Origin of the sequence: Alicyclobacillus sendaiensis NBRC 100866 (assembly GCF_001552675.1) — a bacterium.
Lineage (GTDB): Bacteria > Bacillota > Bacilli > Alicyclobacillales > Alicyclobacillaceae > Alicyclobacillus > Alicyclobacillus sendaiensis.
The window spans coordinates 51,825-73,706 of record NZ_BCRQ01000001.1; the positions used below are offsets into that span (position 1 = coordinate 51,825).

Annotated in this window: 19 protein-coding genes, 1 CRISPR repeat array and 2 riboswitches; of the genes, 14 read left to right on the top strand and 5 right to left on the bottom strand. The window is 62.4% G+C overall.

Translation table 11 applies throughout. The features are described 5' to 3' along the window. Positions 1 to 54 precede the first annotated feature (54 nt). Positions 55 to 1,338, top strand: a complete 1,284-nt coding sequence (locus tag AS26_RS00325; RefSeq protein ID WP_245629524.1) for an MFS transporter — start codon at positions 55 to 57, stop codon at positions 1,336 to 1,338. Here AS26_RS00325 and AS26_RS00330 read toward each other — a convergent pair. Further along, on the bottom strand, positions 1,316 to 2,497 hold the full coding sequence (locus AS26_RS00330) for an aminotransferase class I/II-fold pyridoxal phosphate-dependent enzyme (RefSeq protein ID WP_062305191.1): 1,182 nt from the start codon (positions 2,495 to 2,497) through the stop codon (positions 1,316 to 1,318). The two genes, AS26_RS00325 and AS26_RS00330, sit on opposite strands and share 23 nt — an antisense overlap. Then, positions 2,494 to 2,988, bottom strand: a complete 495-nt coding sequence (locus AS26_RS00335) for an Lrp/AsnC family transcriptional regulator (protein ID WP_062305193.1) — start codon at positions 2,986 to 2,988, stop codon at positions 2,494 to 2,496. Before AS26_RS00335 ends, AS26_RS00330 begins: the two co-directional genes overlap by 4 nt. Positions 2,989 to 3,178: 190 nt before the next feature. Between AS26_RS00335 and AS26_RS00340 the strand changes: the two genes are divergently transcribed. Continuing rightward, positions 3,179 to 3,553, top strand: coding sequence for an Asp23/Gls24 family envelope stress response protein (locus tag AS26_RS00340; protein WP_062305194.1), 375 nt, complete (start codon positions 3,179 to 3,181; stop codon positions 3,551 to 3,553). 69 nt (positions 3,554 to 3,622) lie between these two features. Here the strand turns inward: AS26_RS00340 and AS26_RS00345 are convergent, their stop codons facing one another. The 3 genes from AS26_RS00345 to AS26_RS00355 are packed head-to-tail and all read right to left on the bottom strand — an operon-like array spanning position 3,623 to position 5,186. Then, positions 3,623 to 3,877: a DUF2273 domain-containing protein gene (locus AS26_RS00345; RefSeq protein ID WP_062305196.1), complete on the bottom strand. Its 255-nt coding sequence runs from the start codon at positions 3,875 to 3,877 to the stop codon at positions 3,623 to 3,625. Further along, entirely contained in the window at positions 3,870 to 4,424 is a 555-nt protein-coding gene (gene amaP / locus AS26_RS00350) for an alkaline shock response membrane anchor protein AmaP (protein ID WP_245629525.1), read from the bottom strand. The genes AS26_RS00345 and amaP overlap by 8 nt, the downstream gene beginning before the upstream one ends. A 21-nt stretch (positions 4,425 to 4,445) precedes the next feature. Then, positions 4,446 to 5,186 (bottom strand): Asp23/Gls24 family envelope stress response protein, encoded by a 741-nt coding sequence (locus tag AS26_RS00355; protein ID WP_062305198.1) that lies wholly within the window; start codon positions 5,184 to 5,186, stop codon positions 4,446 to 4,448. A gap of 720 nt (positions 5,187 to 5,906) precedes the next feature. On the opposite strand from AS26_RS00355, the gene AS26_RS00360 reads away from it, so the two are divergent. The 12 genes from AS26_RS00360 to cas8g1 all read left to right on the top strand — a co-directional run bounded on the left by AS26_RS00360 (position 5,907) and on the right by cas8g1 (position 21,870). Further along, a complete protein-coding gene (locus AS26_RS00360) occupies positions 5,907 to 6,167 on the top strand; it encodes a metal-sensitive transcriptional regulator (RefSeq protein WP_062305287.1) in 261 nt (86 codons plus the stop codon). 35 nt (positions 6,168 to 6,202) lie between these two features. Then, the gene (locus tag AS26_RS00365; RefSeq protein WP_062305202.1) at positions 6,203 to 6,406 is read left to right on the top strand and encodes a heavy-metal-associated domain-containing protein; all 204 of its coding nucleotides are present in this window, start codon (positions 6,203 to 6,205) and stop codon (positions 6,404 to 6,406) included. Between the two features lie 139 nt (positions 6,407 to 6,545). After that, a complete protein-coding gene (locus AS26_RS00370; protein WP_174519907.1) occupies positions 6,546 to 7,358 on the top strand; it encodes a Dam family site-specific DNA-(adenine-N6)-methyltransferase in 813 nt (270 codons plus the stop codon). Positions 7,359 to 7,436: 78 nt separating this feature from the next. Beyond that, the gene (locus AS26_RS00375; RefSeq protein ID WP_062305206.1) at positions 7,437 to 8,228 is read left to right on the top strand and encodes a COG4705 family protein; all 792 of its coding nucleotides are present in this window, start codon (positions 7,437 to 7,439) and stop codon (positions 8,226 to 8,228) included. 78 nt (positions 8,229 to 8,306) lie between these two features. Beyond that, positions 8,307 to 8,409: riboswitch (purine riboswitch) on the top strand. A 165-nt stretch (positions 8,410 to 8,574) separates the two neighbouring features. Continuing rightward, the gene (locus AS26_RS00380) at positions 8,575 to 10,044 is read left to right on the top strand and encodes a purine-cytosine permease family protein (protein WP_062305208.1); all 1,470 of its coding nucleotides are present in this window, start codon (positions 8,575 to 8,577) and stop codon (positions 10,042 to 10,044) included. Between the two features lie 123 nt (positions 10,045 to 10,167). Then, positions 10,168 to 10,279: riboswitch (TPP riboswitch) on the top strand. A gap of 169 nt (positions 10,280 to 10,448) precedes the next feature. Beyond that, the gene (thiC, locus tag AS26_RS00385; RefSeq protein ID WP_062305209.1) at positions 10,449 to 12,173 is read left to right on the top strand and encodes a phosphomethylpyrimidine synthase ThiC; all 1,725 of its coding nucleotides are present in this window, start codon (positions 10,449 to 10,451) and stop codon (positions 12,171 to 12,173) included. Positions 12,174 to 12,297: 124 nt separating this feature from the next. Next, positions 12,298 to 13,074: direct repeats of the CRISPR family, unit length 37 nt; unit sequence GCTTCAATGGGGCCGCCGACGATCACGGCGGAGTGAC. 410 nt (positions 13,075 to 13,484) lie between these two features. Next, positions 13,485 to 14,120 carry a CRISPR-associated protein Cas4 gene (cas4, locus tag AS26_RS00390; RefSeq protein ID WP_062305211.1) on the top strand — a complete coding sequence of 212 codons (636 nt, stop codon included), beginning with the start codon at positions 13,485 to 13,487 and terminating at the stop codon, positions 14,118 to 14,120. After that, complete coding sequence (gene cas1c / locus AS26_RS00395) at positions 14,108 to 15,148, top strand: type I-C CRISPR-associated endonuclease Cas1c (protein WP_062305212.1); 1,041 nt, start codon at positions 14,108 to 14,110, stop codon at positions 15,146 to 15,148. Before cas4 ends, cas1c begins: the two co-directional genes overlap by 13 nt. A gap of 11 nt (positions 15,149 to 15,159) precedes the next feature. Then, on the top strand, positions 15,160 to 15,450 hold the full coding sequence (gene cas2, locus AS26_RS00400) for a CRISPR-associated endonuclease Cas2 (RefSeq protein ID WP_062305214.1): 291 nt from the start codon (positions 15,160 to 15,162) through the stop codon (positions 15,448 to 15,450). Between the two features lie 1,187 nt (positions 15,451 to 16,637). Beyond that, on the top strand, positions 16,638 to 16,886 hold the full coding sequence (locus tag AS26_RS00405) for a hypothetical protein (protein WP_062305215.1): 249 nt from the start codon (positions 16,638 to 16,640) through the stop codon (positions 16,884 to 16,886). Positions 16,887 to 16,913: 27 nt separating this feature from the next. Further along, the gene (gene cas3g, locus AS26_RS00410) at positions 16,914 to 19,532 is read left to right on the top strand and encodes a type I-G CRISPR-associated helicase/endonuclease Cas3g (protein ID WP_062305217.1); all 2,619 of its coding nucleotides are present in this window, start codon (positions 16,914 to 16,916) and stop codon (positions 19,530 to 19,532) included. Further along, positions 19,522 to 21,870: a type I-G CRISPR-associated protein Cas8g1/Csx17 gene (cas8g1, locus tag AS26_RS00415; protein WP_062305218.1), complete on the top strand. Its 2,349-nt coding sequence runs from the start codon at positions 19,522 to 19,524 to the stop codon at positions 21,868 to 21,870. The genes cas3g and cas8g1 overlap by 11 nt, the downstream gene beginning before the upstream one ends. The last annotated feature ends 12 nt before the right edge of the window (positions 21,871 to 21,882 follow it).

Consider the following 21,882-nt stretch of genomic DNA (forward strand, 5'->3'; position numbering starts at 1 on the left):
AACGGAGGCTATGCGACCTGCCTCCGTTTTCTCGCGTTTACGAGGAGAGTGACGATGGTGTCGCGCCAGGAGAGTCCATACCGTTGGTTCGTGCTGTTCACCGCGCTCGCCGCCTACTATCTCATTGTCAGTCAGCGGACCGCGCCCGGGCTCGTGACCAACGTGTGGATGTCCGATTTCCACATGAGTCCGGGTGCTCTCGGGCTCATGGACGGCATCCAGTTTCTCGCGTACGCGCTTTTGCAGGTGCCCGTGGGGCTCTTGTCGGACAGGTTTGGACCCGGGCGCTTGCTCGTAGCCGGCACGGCCATCAACGGGGTGGGAACGCTCCTGACGGGCCTTGCCGCGGCACCCTGGATGTTAGAGATGGCCCGTCTGCTCGTCGGCGTCGGGGATGCCACCATTTTCGTCAATCTCGTGGCCATTTTGAACGAATGGTTTCGAGCGCAGGAGTTTGTGGCGCTGCTCGGGGTCATTGGCATTGCGGCGGGCTTTGGCTCGCTGACGGCGACGGTTCCTTATGCCTTGTTCATTCGAGCCTGGGGTTGGCGCAGCCTTTTTATCGCGGTGAGCGCCGTTTTGATCCTGTTGGCCGTGGCGCTCGAAATCGTCGTCATCCGCCGGCCGCGCCGCATGTTTCCGGACGATGGGGCCCGGGCGGGTCAGCCGGTGAGACCTTTGCACGTCCGGCAGGCGATTCGCGAGACGTTCGGCTCGCGGCAGGCCTACGCCCTTGCGATGTGCCACTTTGGGCTGGTGGGAACGTACGTGGGGTTCATGGGCTCCTGGGCTGTTCCGTACCTCATGCAGGTCTTTCACATGGCGAGATCGTCTGCCAGCGCGCTCGTCATGCTGGGACTTTTGGGCGCGATGGCCGGCGGGCCGACGACGAGCTGGCTCGCAAGCCGGTTCGGGCACGTGAAGCGCCTGTACCTCGCGGTCCACGCGCTCACCCTCGCCAGCTGGTTGGTGTGGGTGAGCATGGGCATGCGGCCGTCGCTCGGCCTTGTGTCCGCGCTTCTCCTCGTGATTGGCTTCGGCAACGGGGGCAGCTCGCTGACCTTCGCGTTGGTGCGCGAGACGTTTGCCGTGGAACGCGTAGGGATTGCATCGGGCTTCGCCAACATGGGGGGCTTCCTCAGCGCCGTCTTGCTCCCTGCGCTGTTTGGCGTCGTGCTGAGCTCCGTGCCGGCATCGCGCGCTCTCGGCTTCCACTTCGCGCTGGCGATCCCGACGGCGTTTGCGGCCATCGGCTTCTGCGGCGCGTGGCTCGCGCGGGAGCGCGCGCCGCAGAAGGCATCGCTCGTTCTCGGCGTCACCGCACGGGATGATAGCTGAGGTGTTCCACGAAGGTCCGGATGCGCCGGAGCGCCTCTTCGATGAGTTCCACCGAGGTGGCGTACGAGCAGCGGACGAAACCCTCGCCGGGATCGCCAAACACGTTGCCCGGGACCACGGCCACGCCCTGCTCCAGAAGCAGCCGTTCCGCGAACTGTTCTGACGTGAGCCCCGTGGGGCGGATGTCGGGGAACGCGTAGAACGCGCCCCGCGGCTCGTGGCACGGCAGCCCGATTTCGTTCAGCCCTGCCACAATCAGCTTTCTCCGCCTGTCGTAGCTCTCCACCATGCGATCCCGCTCGTCGTCCCCGTTTCGCAGCGCTTCGAGTGCGGCCCGCTGCGCCATGTGCGGCGCGCACATGATGGTGTACTGGTGAATCTTGAGCATGGCCGAGATGATGGGCTCCGGCCCGGCCGCGTAGCCGATGCGCCAGCCCGTCATGGCGTACGCCTTCGACATGCCGCTCACCACGACGGTGCGCTCTCGCATTCCGGGGATGGCGGCGATGCTCACGTGTTGGCTGCCATACGTCAGCTCGGCGTAAATCTCGTCGGACACCACAAACAGGTCGTGGCGCTGGACGACCTCCGCGATGGCCTGGAGGTCTTCCTTGTCCATGACCGCACCGGTCGGATTGTTCGGAAAACACAAGACGAGCACCTTGCTTCGTGGCGTGATGGCTCGCTCCAGGGCATCAGCAGTGAGTCGAAAACCGTCCTCCGCGTAGGTGGGCAGTTCCACCACGTCTGCGCCCGCGAGCAGCGCGCAGGGCTTGTAGCTGACGTATGTCGGGACAGGGATGAGGACCTCGTCGCCTGGGCACACCAGCGCCCGCAGCGCGAGATCGATGGCCTCGCTTCCGCCGACGGTGACGAGAACCTCGTGGGACGGATCGTACGTGAGTCCAAACTTCGTGAGATATTTGGCGATCTCGACGCACAGCTCGGGGAGCCCCCGATTGGGTGTGTACGTCGTGTAGCCCTGCTCCAGGGAGTACATGCACGCCTCGCGCACGTGCCAAGGGGTCACGAAGTCGGGTTCGCCCACGCCGAGCGAGATGACGTCCTGCATTTGACTGGCGAGATCGAAAAACCGGCGGATGCCAGACGGGGGAAGATTGCGAACGACGGGGGACAAACGTTCATATAGCGTGTTCATGGCGTGATCATCAGTCGCCTTTCTCCATCGGTGTCGTCGTAGATGACGCCGTCCGACTTGTACGTCTTGAGCAGGAAGTGCGTCGCCGTGGACGTGACGTTTTCGAGCGTCGCCAGCTTCTCAGACACGAACCTGGAGACCTCGCGGAGATCTCGCCCTACGACCGTCACCTGAAGGTCGTAGCCCCCGGACATCAGCGAGACGGACTTCACCTCGTCGAAGCGATAGATCTTGCGCGCGATGGCGTCGAAACCGACCTCCCGCTGTGGGAGCACCTTGACAGCGATCACGGCCGTCACTTGATTGACGGGGAGCTTCTCCCAGTTGACAACGGCGGAATAGCGCAGGATGACTTTTTCCTGCTCCAATTCCTCAATGGTCTTTTCGATCACGTCCGGCCTCTCGCCGAGCATTCGCGCAATGGTTTCAGGGCTCAATTTCGCATTTTCGTGAAGAAGATTGCAGACTTTTAGGCGCAGCGCGTCGTTCATGGAAATCCCCTCTGTGGCCGCGATGGAGTCGTGTTTCGCAGATGGCTCTCATTGTAGCACAGTTTCGCGAAATGTGCCGGAAGATTGCGATGAACGGTCGGCTGGATTGAAATCGACGAAAAATCCTTTGCGGCATGCCGAAATACATGGTACAATAGAGGAAAGTTGTGAATCCTGCAGGAGTGATAGGATGCCGAAGACGGTGGAGACCAGCCTGGGTAAGGTGCAGATTGCGGAAGAGGTCGTTGCGAAAATTGCAGGCATGGCCGCGCTGGAATGCCCCGGGTTGGCCGGGATGGCTCCGCGTCGCCAGGTCATGGATCGCCTGAACGAGGTGCTGAGGCGCGAGAACCTGGAGCGCGGGGTGGACGTCCAAATCGGTCCGAATGGCGATGACGTTAAGGTCGGTCTGTACATCATCGTGCAGTACGGCGTTAACATCTATGATACGGCAGTGAACGTGCAGGAGCGGGTCGCGGACGCGCTGAATCGTTACATCGGCATGGACAACACGCAGATCCACGTCTACGTGCAGGGCGTTGACTTTGGCGACGCCAGCCGCTGAAGCGGGCGTGATGATGGAAAACGCCGCCGGGCTGTGACTCGGCGGCGTTTTCCATGCCGTGCGCAGAACTCACATGCCGTCGCGCGGGCGCCTGCGGTTGGCGAGGAACCCCAAGAGGCGCTCTGCGATGCCGGCCAAGGAACCTTCCTGTTCCCAGATGCGCCCGAACCAATAGAAGAGCGCAATGAGCACCGCCAGTAGCACCATTCTCCAGAATCCTACAATCATCCACGCCACCCACACAGCGAAACCCAGCATCAGGCCGTGATATCGATGCGGCAAGTTGATCAGCCATTCCCACGCTTCACGCAAGGTTTCACGCACCGCTACCACTCCAAACGCGCATGGCTCGGTTGCCATCGCCGAGTTCGGTCACCTGGACGAGGACCCGCTCCACAGGCACGTGCGTTGTCTCTTCGAGATACGATTTCACCGCGTTTTGCGCCTCTTTCGCGACGGCTGCGATGTCGATGTCCGGCAGGACGCGCATGCGCAGTGTCAGAATGAGACCTCCTTGACCCTGGCGAACGACCGTTTCAAACGAGGACACGCCCCGGAGTTGGGAACCGCGCCGGTTGGCGAGCTGGATGATGGTGTCGTAGGCGATCCGGATGGGGCCGTGATCGCCCGTGACCATGACGGCGTCCAGCTTTGGGTCCCGCCGCCGCCGGAAGAACAGGAATCGGATGGCGATGAGGGCGGTGACGCCGCCCACCACCATCGTCACGACGTTGTACGGATACCGGGTCAACTCCATTTGGGCCCAGCCAATGGGGACGGCTGCGCCGACGAGAGCGACGGCGACGCCCAGGATCAGGGACACGATGGACAGAATGAACAGGAGCAGGCGGTCAAACAGGTTCACCTTCATTCCCCCTCATATGGACGAATGCTACTCGCGCATTTGGTCCTTTGCCTTGACCGCCGCGCGATCTGCGGCGTCCTTCGCGGCGTCCGCAGCCCGGCTCGCGACGTCTTTGACGGCTTCCGCACCTTGCTGCGCTGCGTCCTTCGACGCCTCGTACGCCGATTGCGCCGTCTGTTTCACCGCTTCAGCGCCCTGCTGAGCTTTTTCCGCCGCTGCGTCCATCACCTGCTGCGCCTTTTCCTTTGCCGTTTCCATCGCGCCCGCAGCAGCTTCCTTGGTCGCCTGCGTGGCCGACTGAACTTTGCTCTTCGCCGTGTCGTACCCTTGCTTGACCAGAACCGTGCCCTGCTGGATCAGATTTGAAACCTTGCTTGGGAAACCGAATCCTTCGCCTTCTTCGTCTTCGTCTCGGAGCGACAAACCGATGACATGCACGTGGACAGCTGCGACGCGCAGCCCCGTGTATTGCTCGACCGAGGCCTGGACGTGCTCCTGAATCTGTGCCGCGACATCCGGGATTCGATACCCATACCGGAGCACGACCTGAACGGTCAGCGTGCAGGCGTCATCGGCGAATTCAACTTTCACGCCGCGCGTCAAATTGCGCCGACCGGTGATCTGCTCTGCCAACCCGCTCACCGCGGAACCGGCCATCTTCGCCACGCCTTCGATTTCAGACATGGCCGCGCCGGCGATGGTCTGAATCACATCCTCCGCAATGTGAATCGTGCCGCTTTGCGCCAGGGTATACTCCAAGTTGGCCATTCGCCTTCTCCTCCTTCAGGTGGAATGTGCGATGAGTGTCACTTCCTGCGGTCGCCCTTGTCCGCCGCCGGGGAAGTCGACTCACCACCTTTCCCGGAGTCTCGTTTGTGTGCGATTGTATCAAAGAATATCTAAAAAGGAAATCCGTATATCAGATCTATTGAATATGTATATCTATACATGTTGTGTAAATGCATCTTTTCATTGGCGATCTCGGCGCGACCACCGCGGTGTCCTCGAATCCTGTGTGCGAGAGCGTCCTTTGTGGGTCGAAACCTGGAGGTCGTTCGCGATTGAGAACGTACAACGAGGAATGATCTCGCCGCCGGGTAGGGCTGAGGATGCAAGATGCACGTGGATCAAAGCCTCGCGGGGCCGAGGGCATCTTCTGAGGTGCCGTCCATCTCGTCGGCGCGCAGGATTCCACGCTGAATGCGATGCCCTACGTGCCTCGGTATGTTGACACCAGCATAACCCAAGGATGGACAAAGGACAACCTCTGCGTGTCGATGATCGACGACATCCGTCGTCTTCATCACGTCCGTCGCTCGGCGAGCGGCACCCCGGCGGCGCGCGGGAGGTGGATACCGTACAGGGGTTTCGTATACAATAGGCGTAGCGAGGCACAGTTGATGCCCGGCGGGTCCGGGCGCCGGAGGGAAAGACGTGGACCCATTGCACGCGGACGAATCGCATGGACATGCGCACAGCTACGAGCCGATGAAGCCGGATCTGCTTCGCCGCCTGCGGCGAATTGAGGGCCAAGTGCGCGGGCTCCAAAAGATGGTCGAAGACGGGCGATATTGCATCGATATTCTGGTCCAGATTGCCGCGGTGAAAAGCGCTCTGCACCAAGTCGGGCTGGCTATTCTCGAATCCCACACGCGCGGATGCGTCGCCGAGGCGTTGCGCGAGCGGGATCGCGAAGAAGAAAAAGTCGAGGAGCTGATTCAGGTCCTGCGCCAGTTCACCAAGCTGTAAGGGAAGCAAGAACCGCGGCGAGGGGAGGTGAGCTGATGGCGACGACAACCCTGCGCGTGAAGGGCATGACGTGCGACGGCTGCGTCCGCTCGGTGACGCGCGCGCTGACGGCGGTCGAGGGCGTCTCCAGCGTGGACGTGAGCCTTGAGAAGGGGGAGGCTGTCGTCACGCATGCCGATTCCACGCCCGTGACCGCGCTGCGGTCCGCGGTGGAAGAGGCGGGATACGACGTGGAGTGAGCGGATCGGTCTCGGTCGGGATCCACTCCTTGGCCGAGATCGATCCGTGTTTCCTCTTGCGGTAGACGGCGGATCTGCCTCCGTTTAGAATAGGGGGCAGACGAGCCGCCTCGTGCGGCCGCGAGGGGAGGCGGCGGGCGTGAAGCCTTTTCTCAAGTGGGCAGGGGGCAAGTACCGCCTTCTTCCTTATATTCAGCGGGTGCTGCCGCCCGGGCGGCGTCTGATCGAGCCATTTGTTGGGTCTGGCGCCGTGTTTCTGAATACCAGCTATCCCACGTACGTGCTGTCGGACATCAATGCGGACGTGATCGCCCTGTACCGCGTGCTGAACGAGTACGGCGAGGCGTTCATCGAGGAATGCCGGCAGCTGTTCATTCCTGAGAACAACTGTCCGGAGGTCTACTACGCGCTCAGGGAGGAGTTTAACGCTTCGCGCGACGTGGTGAGGCGATCCGCTCTGTTTGTGTACCTGAATCGGCATGGCTACAACGGGCTTTGCCGGTATAACGCCGACGGGCGCTTCAACGTGCCGTTCGGCCGGTACAAGCGGCCCTATTTCCCCGAGCGGGAGATGCGATATTTCTACGAGAAAGTCCGGTGCGCCGAGTTGTTGTGCGTCGACTTTCGCGAGGTGATGCGCATGGCCGAGCCGGGCGACGTGGTGTACTGCGATCCGCCGTATGTCCCGCTCTCGAAAACGGCAAACTTTCGCCAGTACGCGGCGCAGGGGTTTGGCGAAGCGGAGCAGCGGGATCTCGCCCGCATTGCGGAAGAGCTCGCCGATCGCGGCATTCCCGTCCTCATCTCAAATCACCTGACGCCCTTCACGGAGCGGGCGTACCGCCGCGCCGAGTGCCGCCCCCTTCAGGTTCGCCGCGCCATCAGTTGCCAGGGTGCTCGCCGAGGCTACGCGCCAGAAGTACTCGCCCTGTTCGCGCCGCGATCGCGTTGAACCTGTTGGGCCGCCGCGGCGTCCATCACCGTGGATCATGGACGGCGCGCAAGGGACGCGCACACAGGGGGGATCGGCATGTCCACGGCGCGCGCGAGTACGCGGCGCATACGGCCGTTGGTCATCAAGGTGCCGGAGATCACGGTGTGGTTTTGGATTGTGAAGCTGCTGACCACGGCCATGGGAGAAGCGACCTCGGACTTTCTGGTCTTGCACCTCAACAAGTACCTGGCGGTGGTGCTCGGCGCCATCGCGTTTGGCATTGCGTTTTGGCTCCAGTACCGCGCCAAGCGGTATGTGCCCTACATCTACTGGACGTTCGTCACGATGGTGGCTGTATTCGGCACCATGGTGGCCGACGCCATCCACATTGTGCTCGGCGTGCCCTACTGGGCGTCCACCACGGCGTTTGCCATCCTATTGGCCGTGGTGTTCATGGCCTGGTATCGCGTCGAACGCACGCTCGACATTCACAGCATCGTGACGAGGCGCCGCGAGTTGTTTTATTGGGCCGCTGTCCTGGCCACCTTCGCCATGGGCACGGCCTGCGGCGACATGACGGCCACCACGCTTCACCTGGGTTACTTCGCGTCAGGCATTCTGTTCGCCGTGCTATTTGGCGCGCCTTTTTTGCTGAAGCGGTGGGCGGGCATGAACGAGATCTTCGCGTTTTGGTTCTCGTATGTCATGACGAGACCGCTTGGCGCGTCGTTTGCGGATTGGCTGGGTGTGGAGAAGGCGTACGGCGGCTTGGGCTTCGGGCGCGGCGCTGTGGCACTGGCCACCACGCTTTGCATCATCGCGGCCGTCGGTTATTTGACGATCACGTCGAAAGACCGGCCCAACGAATCCCTCGTGTCGAATTTGTAACAATTGCACAAACGTCACCGTTTCGCCGCCCGCGTGAGATATCTTCCATTGATTCGCGCCTCGGCGCTCGATACACTAGGCGTGTGATCCAAAAGGCCTCGTATAATGCCGGGAATATGGCTCGGCAGTCTCTACCAAGCGACCGAGAATCGCTTGCGCTACGGGGCCGTTGTCATAGAGCGGTGCCGCGATTGGGCGTTCCCGCGAGCTTGGGACCATGGCTCGTGTGCGAGCGCATCGTGCCCGATCTCTCCGTCAACGGCCTCATGGCGAGACGAACCGACGGGTTCGGTCGCCCGAGGTCTTTTCTGTTTTTCATCACCAAACAAGAGGGGGAGTTCGGCCCATGGCCACCGCGGACGAGCTTCGTCAAACGGCACAGGTCGACGAGGCGTTTCGACTCGAAACAGAGGGCAACGGCATCATCGCGGAACACCATCGCCACGGGATGCCGCGCGAATTGTTCTACGTGTGGTTCGCCGCAGTCCTGACGTTTACAGGTGTCGTGACCGGGCAGCTTTTCACGGGCGTCTTCGGTTTGAACGTGTGGGAGAGCCTTCTCATCGTCCTTTTGTGTTCCATTTCGTTTGCGGCGCTCGGGCTGTACGTGGCGACCGGTCCGCGCGCAGGCACGGTGACGCTCACCATTTCTCGGGCCGCGTTCGGCGTGCACGGCGGCAAGATTCCCGCGTTTTTCAGCTGGTTCACCGCAGTCGGTTGGGAGAGCGTGACCATGGTGCTCACCGTCTGGGCGATGCTGAGCCTCGCGCAGTACGTCGGGCTTCCGTCGACCGGCGTCGGTCCCACGCTTGTGGCGCTCGTCATCACGCTGTTTCTGACGTATCTCGTGCCGATTCTGGGCCATGCCACGCTTGTGGTCATGCAGCGCGTGCTCGCCATCATTCTCGCCGCCTGCACGGTGCTCGTGCTCTTCGCTGTGTTGCCTGATGTCAAATGGAACTTCAACCCGCCCGCGAGCGCGCTCGCTGCCCACGGGGTGTTCCCCACCTTCCTGCTCGCGCTCTCCGTTGGACTTGCGAGCACCTTCTACGGTTGGGCGAACTTCGCAGCTGATTATTCCCGCTACCTGCCGAAGGAGACCAAGACGAGCCGCATGGTGTGGGCGACGTTCCTCGGGGGCGGCTTGGCCAACTTCATCATGATGGGGCTCGGCGTGGTGCTCGGCACCGTGATCAGCGCCAAGGACTTCTCTCAGAATCCCGTTATGGCCATCGCGAAGGCCATTCCGGAGTGGGCCGCCATTCCGTTCCTGATTGTCGTGGTGCTCGGCGACATCTGCGCCAACTACCTCAATGCATACAGCTCCGGCATGAGCTTTCTCTCCATGGGGATTCGGCTGAAGCGCCACTTCGCCGTTGCCTTGGACGGCGCCATCTGCACGGCCATCGGCATTTACGCTCTGTTCTTCTCCAACAACTTCGTCGACTTCTTCGAGAACTTCCTGGATCTCATGATCACGGTCATGGGACCCTGGGCAGCCATTTACATGGTTCACCATTTCATCGTCCGAGGTCGGTATTTCGCGCACGATCTCGTCGATGCATCGCCGACCTCCGTCTATTGGTACAACGGCGGGGTCAACTGGCGGGCCATCGCCGCCTTCGTCGTGGGGGCTGCGGCAACCTTCCTGTCGGTCAACAGCGCTCTGTGGCAGAGCCCGCTGACCAACGCTTGGTTCGGCGGCGCAGACGTGTCCGCGTACGCCGCACCGATTGTGACCGGGTTGGTGTACCTGCTCCTTGCGCCGCGAGGCGAACGCGCCGACGCGCGCAAGGTGGAGGCCAAGGCGTCCTGATCTCCTGCGGCTCCTTCACAGGCCGCGCGCCAGTCGGTGCGCGGCCCTTCGCGTGATCGAGAGATCAGAGATTTCGGAATACAGATTGCTCCCCGCGCATATTCGTCCTATCATGGAACTGTCAGCTGCACACACGGGAGCTCGGTGTCACCGGGCTGAGAGGGCGGCTATGGAGCTGCCGACCGTTGAACCTGATCTGGGTAATGCCAGCGTAGGGATTGCGATGAAGTGCAGAATCTCCGTCGAGCGCTGATCCGCGGCAGGCGGCGCGTTCCTTTGGGTGTGGCCCATGAAGCGTGGCCATGCTGTGCCAGCCGACGGTATGGCGCTTTGCCCCTGCGAACTCCCCAAAGGTCAGGGCCGTCGGGCGCCCATCCGCCCCTCCCGAATGAGGAGGGTTTGTCGTGAAGAGCACAGGCTTTGCCCCGTATTTCCCAGCAAGCCGCAAGGTTTACATTTCCGGATCGCGCCCGGATCTGCGCGTGCCCATGCGCGAGATCGAACTCGAACCCACGCGCACGGCCTCCGGATGGCGCGACAACACACCCATCCGCGTCTACGACACCAGCGGGCCCTATACCGATTCGCAGATGGACATCGATCTGCGCGCCGGGTTGCCACCGCTTCGCGCGGCTTGGATTGACGAGCGCGGCGACACCGAGTGGAAAGCGCCGACGAGGCCGGCCGATGTGGACGAGGCGCTTTTGCCTTTCCGCCGGCATGCGCGGCGCGCCAAGCCGGGCCGAATCGTCACACAGATGCATTACGCCAGACGGGGCATCATTACGCCCGAAATGGAGTTTGTGGCCATTCGCGAAGGGATGGATCCGGAGTTCGTGCGCCAGGAAGTTGCAAGCGGTCGAGCCATCATTCCGGCCAACATCAACCACCCGGAACTCGAGCCGATGATCATCGGGCGGAAATTCCACGTCAAGGTCAACGCAAACATCGGGAATTCCGTCGTATCCTCTTCCCTCGAGGAAGAAGTCGAGAAGATGCGATGGGCCATTCTGTGGGGCGCGGACACCGTGATGGACCTCTCAACGGGGAAGCACATTCACGAGACGCGCGAGTGGATTGTTCGAAACGCGCCCGTGCCCATTGGCACGGTACCCATCTATCAGGCGTTGGAGAAGGTCGGAGGCAGCATCCCGGACTTGTCGTGGGAGGTTTATCGAGAGACCCTCATCGAGCAGGCCGAACAAGGGGTGGATTACTTCACCATTCACGCAGGCGTGCGACTGCAGTACATTCCGCTCACGGCCAATCGGGTGACGGGCATCGTCTCCCGCGGCGGATCCATCATGGCTGCGTGGTGCCTGGCCCATCACCAGGAGAACTTCCTGTACACTCACTTTGACGAGATTTGCGAAATTCTCGCCGCATACGACGTGTCGATTTCGCTGGGCGACGGCCTGCGGCCGGGATCGATTGCCGACGCCAACGACGAGGCGCAATTTGCCGAACTGGAGACGCTGGGGGAATTGACCGAACGCGCATGGGCTCACGACGTCCAGGTGATGATTGAAGGCCCGGGTCACATTCCGTTGCACCTCATTGAGGAGAACGTCATCCGCGAGCGTGAACTCTGCCATGACGCGCCGTTCTACACGCTCGGCCCCATCGTGACGGACATCGCGCCTGGCTATGATCACATCACCTCGGCCATCGGGGCAGCCATGATCGCGTGGCACGGTACGGCCATGCTTTGCTACGTCACGCCGAAGGAACACCTGGGTCTGCCCAACCGCGACGATGTGAAAGACGGCGTGATCGCCTACAAAATCGCGGCGCATGCAGCCGATGTGGCGAAGGGACATCCTCGGGCACAGCACTGGGATGATGCGCTTTCGAAGGCGAGGTTTGAATTCCGCTGGCGCGACCAGTTCCATCTCGCGCTCGATCCCGTCCGCGCCGAGCAGTTCCACGACGAGACGTTGCCGGCGGAGCCTGCGAAGACAGCGCACTTCTGTTCGATGTGTGGGCCGAAATTCTGCAGCATGCGGATCACCCAAGACCTTCGCGCGTACGCCGAGGCGCGGGGGCTGGAGCTGGACGACGCGATTGCCGAAGGCATGCGGGAGAGAGCCGAGGCATTTCGAACCGGCGGGAGCGACGTGTATCGCTGAGCGCTCGCCACCCATGCAAAAGGCCGCTTCGCTGAAGAAGCGGCCTTTGCTGTTGCGATTGAGTTGCCCCGCGGCGGCCTGGATCAGGGCGGAGTGACGCTGGGCGTGGCCGCGCCCCGGCCGGGCTTCAATGGGGCCGCCGGCGATCACGGCGGAGTGACGAGATCTGGAAGATCCTGTATGACTACCATAATCTATATGCTTCAATGGGGCCGCCGACGATCACGGCGGAGTGACTTGGCAAGCCTGGGAGCGATACGATCCGGCAAAAGGTGCTTCAATGGGGCCGCCGACGATCACGGCGGAGTGACATCAGGCAAAGGAATGCCGCGCACGTCTTCCACTGTGGCTTCAATGGGGCCGCCGACGATCACGGCGGAGTGACGAGCGGTTCGGTTCGGAGGCAGCGCTGGTGTAATACGCTTCAATGGGGCCGCCGACGATCACGGCGGAGTGACCAACAGCGGCCTATGGACGTAGAGGGCGGTGTCTTGCTTCAATGGGGCCGCCGACGATCACGGCGGAGTGACAGTACACCTGTTGAAACAGCGCATGGCCGAGGATGCGGCTTCAATGGGGCCGCCGACGATCACGGCGGAGTGACGAAGTTGGATCAGGAGCCGCAGGAGCAGTGATCGTTCCAGCTTCAATGGGGCCGCCGACGATCACGGCGGAGTGACGAAGTTGAGGTCAATGACTTTTCGATTGATGACATTGTGGCTTCAATGGGGCCGCCGACGATCACGGCGGAGTGACCTCGACATCGACGCGGAGGGAATCCGCGAGGCGCTGCTTCAATGGGGCCGCCGACGATCACGGCGGAGTGACTTGGCCGACTCGAGATAGGGCGCAAGGTCCGTTCTAGCTTCAATGGGGCCGCCGACGATCACGGCGGAGTGACCCTTGCCTCCACAGCCCGCTTCTAGCGCGGGTTTGCGGGCGAAAAACGCGAACCTACTCGCAGCGTGCCAAATCCTCAAACCATTGATGGTTGCATAATACCCTGTTTTTCACCAAAAGTCCAGTGCTGGCGCGGATTTTCCTCTCTGCGCGAACCCCCGGGCATTTGCACACCGATACAGGTTCGCGGATCGCGTACTCTGCAAGGGCTCTTCTCAGCATGCTCTAAGTCTCCCAGTCCCGCCGCCGCAGCATGCCATTGCATCGAATCCACGTGGCAGCGAGGCGTCCACGGGCCACGCGGTCCGCTCGCTTCTCGTTCCAGCCTTGTCCATCTGAGTATGATCTGCCTCTGACCTGGGCATCCTATGGCTACAACGAAAACAACGAGGGAAACAAGGGGGATGAACGGTGGAGGACGACAGGTTAATCCCCATCTCGGCGCTGCAGCACTACGCGTACTGCCCGCGCCAGTGCGCGCTGATCCACGTGGAACAGACCTTCCTGGAGAACGAGCTCACGATGAACGGTCACCTTCTGCACCACCGGGTTGACGAGGACCACGTGTTTTCCGCCCGCGGGCACAAGATCGTCACCGGCATGCGCGTGTGGTCAGACCGCCTCGGCATCATCGGCCGCTGCGACGTGGTCGAATGGCACGGCGAAACACCCTATCCCATCGAGTTCAAGCACGGCAAGGTGCGTCGGAGTCGCGCGCAGCAGATCCAGCTCTGTGCACAAGCGCTGTGCCTCGAGGAGATGTTTCAAACTGACGTTCCCGAAGGGGCCGTCTTTCACATCCATAGCCACCGGCGGTCGCGGGTGATCTTCGATGACGCGCTGCGCGCTCAGACCATGGACGTGATCGCGCGCGTGCGGGACATGCTCGTGCGAAACGAGGTGCCGCAGCCCGTGGCAGACAGGCGCTGTGTCCACTGTTCACTTCAACCCGCGTGTCTGCCGCACTGGGCGAAACAACCTTCGGATGCGGCGTTCTGGCGCATGATTGAACAAGATCTCGGGGGTGAAGTCCCGTGCCGCCTGTGATTCTGAAAACGCTGTTCGTACAGCGGGACGGCGCTGTCGTGCGCGTGCACCAAGACACTGTGGTGGTGACGTTGGAGGGCGCGACGCTCGCGCGCGTGCCGATGCACCTGCTTGAATCGATTGTCGGGATCGGCCGCGTCTCCTTCACCTCGCCTCTGCTCGAGCGGTGCGCCGCCGAAGGTCGATCCGTGGTGCGCATGACCCGGCAAGGCCGCTTCCTGTACCGCATCGAGGGCCGCCTCTCGGGCAACGTCCTTCTGCGAACCGCCCAACACGACGCGGCCCGTTCTCCAGATCGCTCCCTCGCCATCATGCGAGCCATCGTCGCGGGAAAGGTCCACAACCAGCGCCAGCTCGTCCTGAAGGCTGCGCGCGATGTCGCAGATCCAGCGGATCGGGCCATCGTTCGCGAGGTGGCCGACGATCTCGCCCGCGAACTTCGCAAGCTTCCCTCGGCTTCACACCCTGACGAGGTGCGCGGGATTGAAGGCGTAGCCGCGCGGAGGTATTTCTTGGCGCTTAGGCATCTGCTCGCGCCTCCCATCCGCGCGGCCCTGGCTTTCGACGGGCGCAACCGCCGTCCCCCGCGCGATCCCGTGAACGCTGTTCTCTCTTTCCTCTACGCCCTGCTCACGCGGGACGCGGAGAGCGCCCTGCTCGGCGTGGGGTTGGATCCCCAAATCGGCTTTCTGCACACGCTGCGCCCGGGGCGTCCATCGCTTGCGCTCGACTTGGTGGAGGAGATGCGTCCCATTCTGGCCGATCGCGTCATGCTCTCGCTCTTCAACCGCCGTCAGCTTCAGCTATCCGACTTCGAGCCGCTGCCGGGCGGAGCTTGGGAGTTGACCGAGGCGGGCAGAAGGACGCTTTTTGGCGAGTGGGACAGGCGAAAGCAGGTCGAGATCGAACACCCGTTGCTCAAGCAGCCGGTGGCGTACGGGCGACTGCTCGACGTGCAGGCGAGGATGCTCGCTCGGGCCATCCGCTCGCAAGGGCTTGGCTACACGCCGTTTTTGTACCGCGGATAGGGGGCGCGGGCATGTTCTACGTTGTGACCTACGACGTCGCCACGGATACCAAAGAGGGCCAACGGCGCCTTCGGCGCGTTGCGCAGGCGTGTGAGGGATACGGCCAGCGCGTGCAGAAGTCGGTGTTCGAGTGCGTCCTGGATCAGACGCGCTACGTGGAACTCGTGCATAGACTTGGGGACGTGATCCGCCGCGACGAGGACAGCGTGCGCATCTATCGGACGCAGGATTTCACGCGGAACAGCCTCGTGGTGCTCGGGAAGGATCTGGGGCTGCATCTGGATTCGCCGTGGACGGTGTGAACGAGCTGGCGGGATTGAACTGTGTCGGATCGGTGGTCGAGAATTAACGCAGATGCTTCTCAGTGGATGCCACCGCCCACTCAAGGCGCCGTACCCCATGAGGACGCGGACGAACTAACTGCTACGTTGAGAGTTCATCATAGGGCTTCAACAGACCACGGTCCATTTTCGTGAGTTCCAACTTTCATAATATTTAAAACAATAAACGAAGATGAGAGGTCGGGAAATAGGCCTCCTTACACGTCTGTAGCCCATAAACGGATATGTCTTCAATTGGGCCCGACCTCTCGCCCCTAATGATACAGCGGCAACAACAGAATGTCAACTTATGTGAGCCTATATGAAATCGCGCGTGTGCTGCGACAACCGAGCAGTATTCATCTCAAGCGACAGGAAATTTACATAGCTTCCTCGAATGTTCAACATAAGAGACCTCACCTCTTCGTCCGCGCTGCAACGTTGGTTCTATTGCGCTCAGTGAGGTCGTTTCTCTTTCTTCTCGTGACATCCTCTCGATACGGCTCCTATCCCTTTATACGCTCAACGGCCCTTAGAAATCAGTGTGGGGATAATAAAACTCTGATTGAGGGTAATGAGCACCAGCTGTGACCAATTCGAAGGAGGTCACTCCGACACGTACCCGAGAAAAGTCATCCAGGGCCATTTCGGAATTCAGGTTGATAAATGCTGAGTACTTGCTTTGAAGTCATAAAACCCGGCGTTGGGAAGCGAGACGCACTGGGCAATCTGGCGATCGATAAGCATCGCCTACGATCCACCCGTCCCGCTGGTCACGTTCTCGTTTTGGATCCCCAATCGACTCTGTCATGACAAAGGGGGTTCTTTCCCTTGGGTGGTTGAGAAGAGACTCGACTCATCACGTTGCTCTGGCTTGATAGGCGAATCAAGGAGTAGCCTGCGCGTACTTCACCGACGTGTCTTGTGGCCATGGCCACCCGAAACCGCCCAACACAGAGTCGTGCGTGCCTGGGAATCAGGATTTAATTCAAGACAACAAGTCGCAAAGTGTTGTTCCATATGCTTTTATGGGCTTGACTTCATGAGCGCGCCCAGTTATACTAACGGTGCAAAGGGAGATGGTGCTGTGCGAGAGCTATGTGCGTAGCCCAGTTCCTCGATAACCCTTTGATTCTTCAGTCTTTTTTTGGATTGGAGGTGACAAGGAAATGAGAAAAAGGCGCCCAAACAAAAGTGGCCGGGGGTATGAAGGCGCAAGAAACTCCATCGCCCACCTCCCCGACCTCAGGAGAAAATCATCAACCTTATTTCTCTTTATACCATCGAACGCGGTGGCGGCGCAATGGGTGGGAGTCGTTTTTTATGCTTACTTAATCGCCATCCATATCAAGATCGCCATCCATGTTATGATTGAAATCATCGGGCATGTCAGTTTTTTGATCAATATAATCATTTAAATTTGACATCAACCAAAGGTGACGCCCATGCACTTCTCTGAATTTTTTCGCCAAGCCACCGGCGCATCGCCGTACCCGTGGCAAATCCGTCTCGCCACCTCTCCCTCGTGGCCGGACTTGCTCCGCATCCCAACCGGTGCGGGCAAGACGGGCGCCATCCTGGCGTGGGCCTGGCGCAGAAAGTACGGCGGTGACGACCTGCGCTCACGGACGGGGATGCGGCTCGTGTATGTCCTGCCGCAGCGGGCGCTGGTCTCCCAGACGGCCGCCACCGCCCGCGACTGGCTCGCGAGACTCGGCCTCGACGGCGAAATCGGCCTGTCGGTGCTGATGGGTGGGTCGGTGGATCACGCGTGGGATCTCGAGCCGGATCGGCCGTGGATTCTCATCGGCACGCAGGATCAGATCCTTTCCCGCGCGCTCAACCGGGGCTACGGGGGCGTGAGCCGCTTTCGCTGGCCGCTCCAGTTTGCGCTGTTGCACAACGACGTGCAGTGGATTGTCGACGAGGTCCAACTGTTTGGGGATGGTCTGGCGACCACGGCGCAGCTCCAGGCGTTCCGCGAGCAGTTTGGCACGTTCGGCCCGGCCCACACGCTCTGGATGTCGGCCACTGCCTCCCCGGAGTGGTTGCAGACGGTGGACGTGCGCAAGGCCGAGAGGGAGATACAGGTCTGGGAGCTCGATGAGGCGGATCGACAAGCGCTGCAGGAGCGCCTCACGGCGTCGAAGCCCCTTCATCGCTGTCCGGTGGAGCTTCGCGGGCCGCTCGTGAAGAATGCGTCCGCGTACGCGAAACAACTTGCGGACTGGTTCACCGCGGAGTGTCACGTGGATGGACTGGCGCTTGTCGTGTTGAATCGCGTGAGCCGCGCACAGGCCGTGTATCAGGCGCTGCGCCAGGCCATGCCGCACGAGGACATTCGCCTCGTACACGGCCAGTTCCGCGGACGGGATCGCGCTTGGCTCGCCGAAGAAGCGCGCGCCCTCGGCGACCGGCGCGCCATCCTCGTGGCCACGCAGGTGGTGGAAGCCGGTATGGACATCGACGCGTCGCTCATGGTTACCGAGTTGGCGCCTTGGGCGAGCATGGTGCAGCGCTTTGGGCGGCTGAACCGCACGGGAAAGCGGGCGTCGGCCCGCGCGTATTGGATCGACGTGGATGGGGCGGACGAGCAAGCTTGTCTGCCGTATGCGCCAGCTGCTCTTGAGCGATCTCGCGCTCAACTCGCGGAGCTCCAGGATGTGGGTCCCGCCCATCTCCCGCGCGACGCCGAACCGCTCGCGTATGGCCGCGTCCTCCGGCAACGGGATCTCTTGCAGCTCTTCGACACGACGCCGGATTTGAGCGGGAACGACATCGACGTCTCGCCGTTCATTCGCGAGATCGAGGACCGCACCGTGTCCGTGTATTGGGGAGCCTGGGAGGGGGAATCTCCGCCGGAGGGGCTGAGAGAGGTGGCCGAGGAAGACGTGTGTCGCGTGCCGCTCTCCAGGCTCCAGGATTACCTCAAGCGGAAGCGGAAGGTGCGCGGAACGGAGCAAACCAGGCGCGCCTACACGTGGAATTCTATTCTCGGACAGTATGAACTCGTGTCGGAACAGCGCGTCTTTCCCGGCTGGCTGTACCTCCTTCGCGCGGAAGACGGCGGGTATGATCCACAGCTGGGCTTTGATCCCGAGAGCTGGGTCAAAGTTGCGGATCCCGTGCAGGTCGCGCCTGTCACCGAAGTGGACGCCGAAGACGCCGAGGAAGATAACGGACCGGCCCCTGCGCGGCCAGTGACGTTGGCAGCGCACACGCGCGATGTCGTGCGTGAGGCGGAGGCGCTCGGCCATCTCGCGGGTGACGAAAACCTCGCCGACGCCTTGCGCGAAGCGGCGTTCTGGCACGACGCAGGCAAACGGCATCCGCTCTTCCAAGCGAAGCTGCGGTTGGCCATGCTCGGCGAAGCGCGGTACCGGGATCAGTACGGAGAGCAATCGGGCAGCCTGTATCCTCCCCATGAGCCCGAACTGCTCGCGAAAAGCGGTGTCGAGATCGGAAAGATGCCAAGCGTGAGGGTGCTTGTGGCCGACGCTGCTTCCTCCGCTCCGGAGCCGGGCTCGGGGACGATCTCGGCGGCGCAGGACGGCGAAAACCTGCCTTCGGATGGCGCTCGCGGGGAAGTCGCCACGCTGGCCCCGCCCGCACTCACCGCGCGCAGGGTCCGCGGATTTCGCCACGAGCTCGCGTCGGCGCTCTCTTATCTCGACGCAGTGCCGCCCGCGGCCGTCAATGACCTTCGCAGCCGCCTGGTGGCCTACCTCATCGCGGCGCACCACGGGAAGATCCGCGGCCAGATCCGGGCGAGCGCAACCGAGCAGGTGCCGCCGGACGGGAGGCTTTTCGCGCGCGGCGTCTGGGAGGGCGATGCGCTCGCGGCGTATGCCATCCCGGGTCTCGGCGAATGGCCAGAGGTGCGCCTGAGCCTGTCCATCATGCGCATGGGCACGGATCCGCTCGGCAGGGAAAGCTGGGCCGAAGGCGTGCACCGCCTGCTCCAGGCATACGGCCCGTTTCGACTCGCTTGGTACGAGGCGCTTCTGCGCGTGGCCGACGGCCGCGCGTCGCGCCGGGAGGAGGTGGAATCCCGTGAGCCATGATCTTCGTCTTCTCGGTTGCCGCCCGGTGCCGATGGCCGGCTACCTCAAGGCCATGGCCGTCCTCCGCCTCGTGGCCGAACAGGCCGATCCCGCCGCTCGCGGCTATTGGCACCAAGACGTCTTTTGCCTCCGGACCGAACTATCTTCGGACGATCTCGTCGATTTCTTCCTGCGCGCGTATCGGCCCACGCCCATCATGGCGCCGTGGAACGGGGGAGGCGGCTTCATCCGCGGGAAAAACAGCGAGCCGGTCGACTGGCTCCGCAACACGAGCGGTGAACGGTTTCGGCCGTATCGGGACGCTTTGCGGGCCGTGGATCGCGTGCTCGAGGGCGCGCCCCTGACGGAGAAACCCAAGGACGAGGAAAAAGTGGCGCTCCTCGCGCGCCTGCGCGCCGAATTGCCGGACGAGGCGGTGGAATGGCTCGACGCCGTCGCTGCCATCACGGCCGACCGTTTGGGGTTCGCGCCCATCTACGGCACTGGCGGCAACGACGGCAACTTCGAATTCACAAACAACTTCATGCAGCGGCTACAGGAGTTGTTCGGCCCGGATGGTGCGCCGACCGAGGCCGCTGAAGGATTGCTCCGCGCCGCGCTCTTCGACGAGCCGGTCAGCGGCCTGCTCAACGTCTCCATCGGTCAGTTTCAGCCAGGACAAAACGGCGGCCCGAACGCCGGGCCAGGATTCGAGGCCGGCCGCCGCGTCAATCCATGGGACTTCATCTTCTCGCTCGAAGGCGGCATCCTCTTCTCCGCGGCTGCCGCGCGCAAGTTCGGCCGCCAGCACACCGACTTCACGTACCCCTTCACGGTTCGACCGGCTGCGGGGGGCCAGGGGGCGATGAGCGTATCGGACGAGGGAAAGAAGGCGCGCGCGGAAATGTGGCTGCCGCTTTGGCACCGCCCCGCGTCACTCGCCGAGCTCGAGCAATTTCTCCAAGAAGGGCGAGCGCAGGTCCGGTCGCGGGTGACGTCGGTCGGATGGCGCCCGGCGCAGAGCGGCATCGACTTCGCGCGGGCGTGCGCCGGCCTCGGCATCGATCGCGGCATCGACAGCTTCCAGCGCTACGCCTTTCTCGAGCGGTACGGGCGCATGTACTACGCCGTGCCTCTCAGCCGCTTTCGCGTTCACCGGCGGCCTGAGGCGGACGTCCTGGACGATCTCGACCGCTGGTTGACACAGGTTCAAACCCTGCCGTCCATGGAGGAGCCTCCGCTCTCGGCGTTGTCAGCGCTCCGCCGCGTCGAGGATGCGGTATTCCAACTGTGTCAGCACGGTGGGCCTCACCGCGTCCGCGACCTCATCGTGGCGGTGGCGCAACTGGACCGCGTCATCGCGAAGCGGCCCGCCCTGCACAAGCGGATTCCGCCTCTTGAGCTGAAATCCCCGGCGTGGATTGAGCGGGCGTGGCCTCAGGAGCCCAGGGAGCAGGCCGAGTTTGCGCTTGGGCTCGCCATCGGCGTGATGCAGGACGTGGGAGACATCTCGCGCCGCCAGTATTTTGCACCCGTGGTCACCGACAAGCGCCAGGCGTGGCACTGGGCGAGCGACGAGGAGATGTCATCTGCCCGCGTTCGGCTCGCCTTCGACAGCCCGGATCTCACGCGCTGCCTGATCACCCTGGCCGAACGTCGCCTGTTGGACGAGGAGCGCGCACGCCGGCGCAAAGACGATGCGGAGGTGGCCAACCCAGGCAAGGATCATCAGGACGGCAGTTTTGGAGCTAGGGTGAACAGCAAGTCGAAGGTGGGCTTTCACAGTCAGCACGAATGCTTTGCCGCCCGTCTCGATCATCTCGGCCGGTTTTGGTCAGGCCAGACGCGGGATGATCGCATCCTCGACTACGCATGGGCGTTTTCCGCGTATCGTGGGGATCCGCCGAGGGCATTCGCGCGGGAGAGCGCGCAGGCCGCGCGCCTCGAGGCGGCCACCGCGTGGGTTCCGTATCTTTACGCACTCCTGCGCGTCACCTTGACCGCAGAGCGAAATCTTCGCGATGCGATTCAGGCCGTTTCGCTCCGCCGCTCGGGGCAGCCGCCGGCGGTGGAAGATTTCTCGCTTCCCGTGCCGCGAGAAGTCTTGGCGCTCCTCGCTGCGGATCGCCCCCCAAGCGCGGTGCGGGCTCGCGAAGTCCTGGAGCGCCGCCTGCTCGCGAGTGGACTTGCGCCGCGCCACCGGGGCACCGAGACCTTCGGCCTCTCTCCGCGCCGTCTGCTCGCTTCGGCCGTCGTGCCGATCTCGTCGACGTCGCTCGAAGTCCTCGTGCGTCGCCTGTGGCCCATCCAGGACGAGGGCGTCGATGCGACGGAGAACAACATCGTGTTCGAATCGTGAGAAAGGGGTTTT

What these genes read in the sequence shown, in the direction of transcription:
- AS26_RS00325 (WP_245629524.1), top strand. Translation starts at nt 55, where the DNA reads ATGGTGTCGCGCCAGGAGAGTCCATACCGTTGGTTCGTGCTGTTCACC.
- AS26_RS00330 (WP_062305191.1), bottom strand. Translation starts at nt 2,497, where the DNA reads ATGAACACGCTATATGAACGTTTGTCCCCCGTCGTTCGCAATCTTCCC.
- AS26_RS00335 (WP_062305193.1), bottom strand. Translation starts at nt 2,988, where the DNA reads ATGAACGACGCGCTGCGCCTAAAAGTCTGCAATCTTCTTCACGAAAAT.
- AS26_RS00340 (WP_062305194.1), top strand. Translation starts at nt 3,179, where the DNA reads ATGCCGAAGACGGTGGAGACCAGCCTGGGTAAGGTGCAGATTGCGGAA.
- amaP (WP_245629525.1), bottom strand. Translation starts at nt 4,424, where the DNA reads ATGAAGGTGAACCTGTTTGACCGCCTGCTCCTGTTCATTCTGTCCATC.
- AS26_RS00355 (WP_062305198.1), bottom strand. Translation starts at nt 5,186, where the DNA reads ATGGCCAACTTGGAGTATACCCTGGCGCAAAGCGGCACGATTCACATT.
- AS26_RS00360 (WP_062305287.1), top strand. Translation starts at nt 5,907, where the DNA reads ATGAAGCCGGATCTGCTTCGCCGCCTGCGGCGAATTGAGGGCCAAGTG.
- AS26_RS00365 (WP_062305202.1), top strand. Translation starts at nt 6,203, where the DNA reads ATGGCGACGACAACCCTGCGCGTGAAGGGCATGACGTGCGACGGCTGC.
- AS26_RS00375 (WP_062305206.1), top strand. Translation starts at nt 7,437, where the DNA reads ATGTCCACGGCGCGCGCGAGTACGCGGCGCATACGGCCGTTGGTCATC.
- AS26_RS00380 (WP_062305208.1), top strand. Translation starts at nt 8,575, where the DNA reads ATGGCCACCGCGGACGAGCTTCGTCAAACGGCACAGGTCGACGAGGCG.
- cas2 (WP_062305214.1), top strand. Translation starts at nt 15,160, where the DNA reads ATGTTCTACGTTGTGACCTACGACGTCGCCACGGATACCAAAGAGGGC.
- AS26_RS00405 (WP_062305215.1), top strand. Translation starts at nt 16,638, where the DNA reads ATGAGAAAAAGGCGCCCAAACAAAAGTGGCCGGGGGTATGAAGGCGCA.
- cas3g (WP_062305217.1), top strand. Translation starts at nt 16,914, where the DNA reads ATGCACTTCTCTGAATTTTTTCGCCAAGCCACCGGCGCATCGCCGTAC.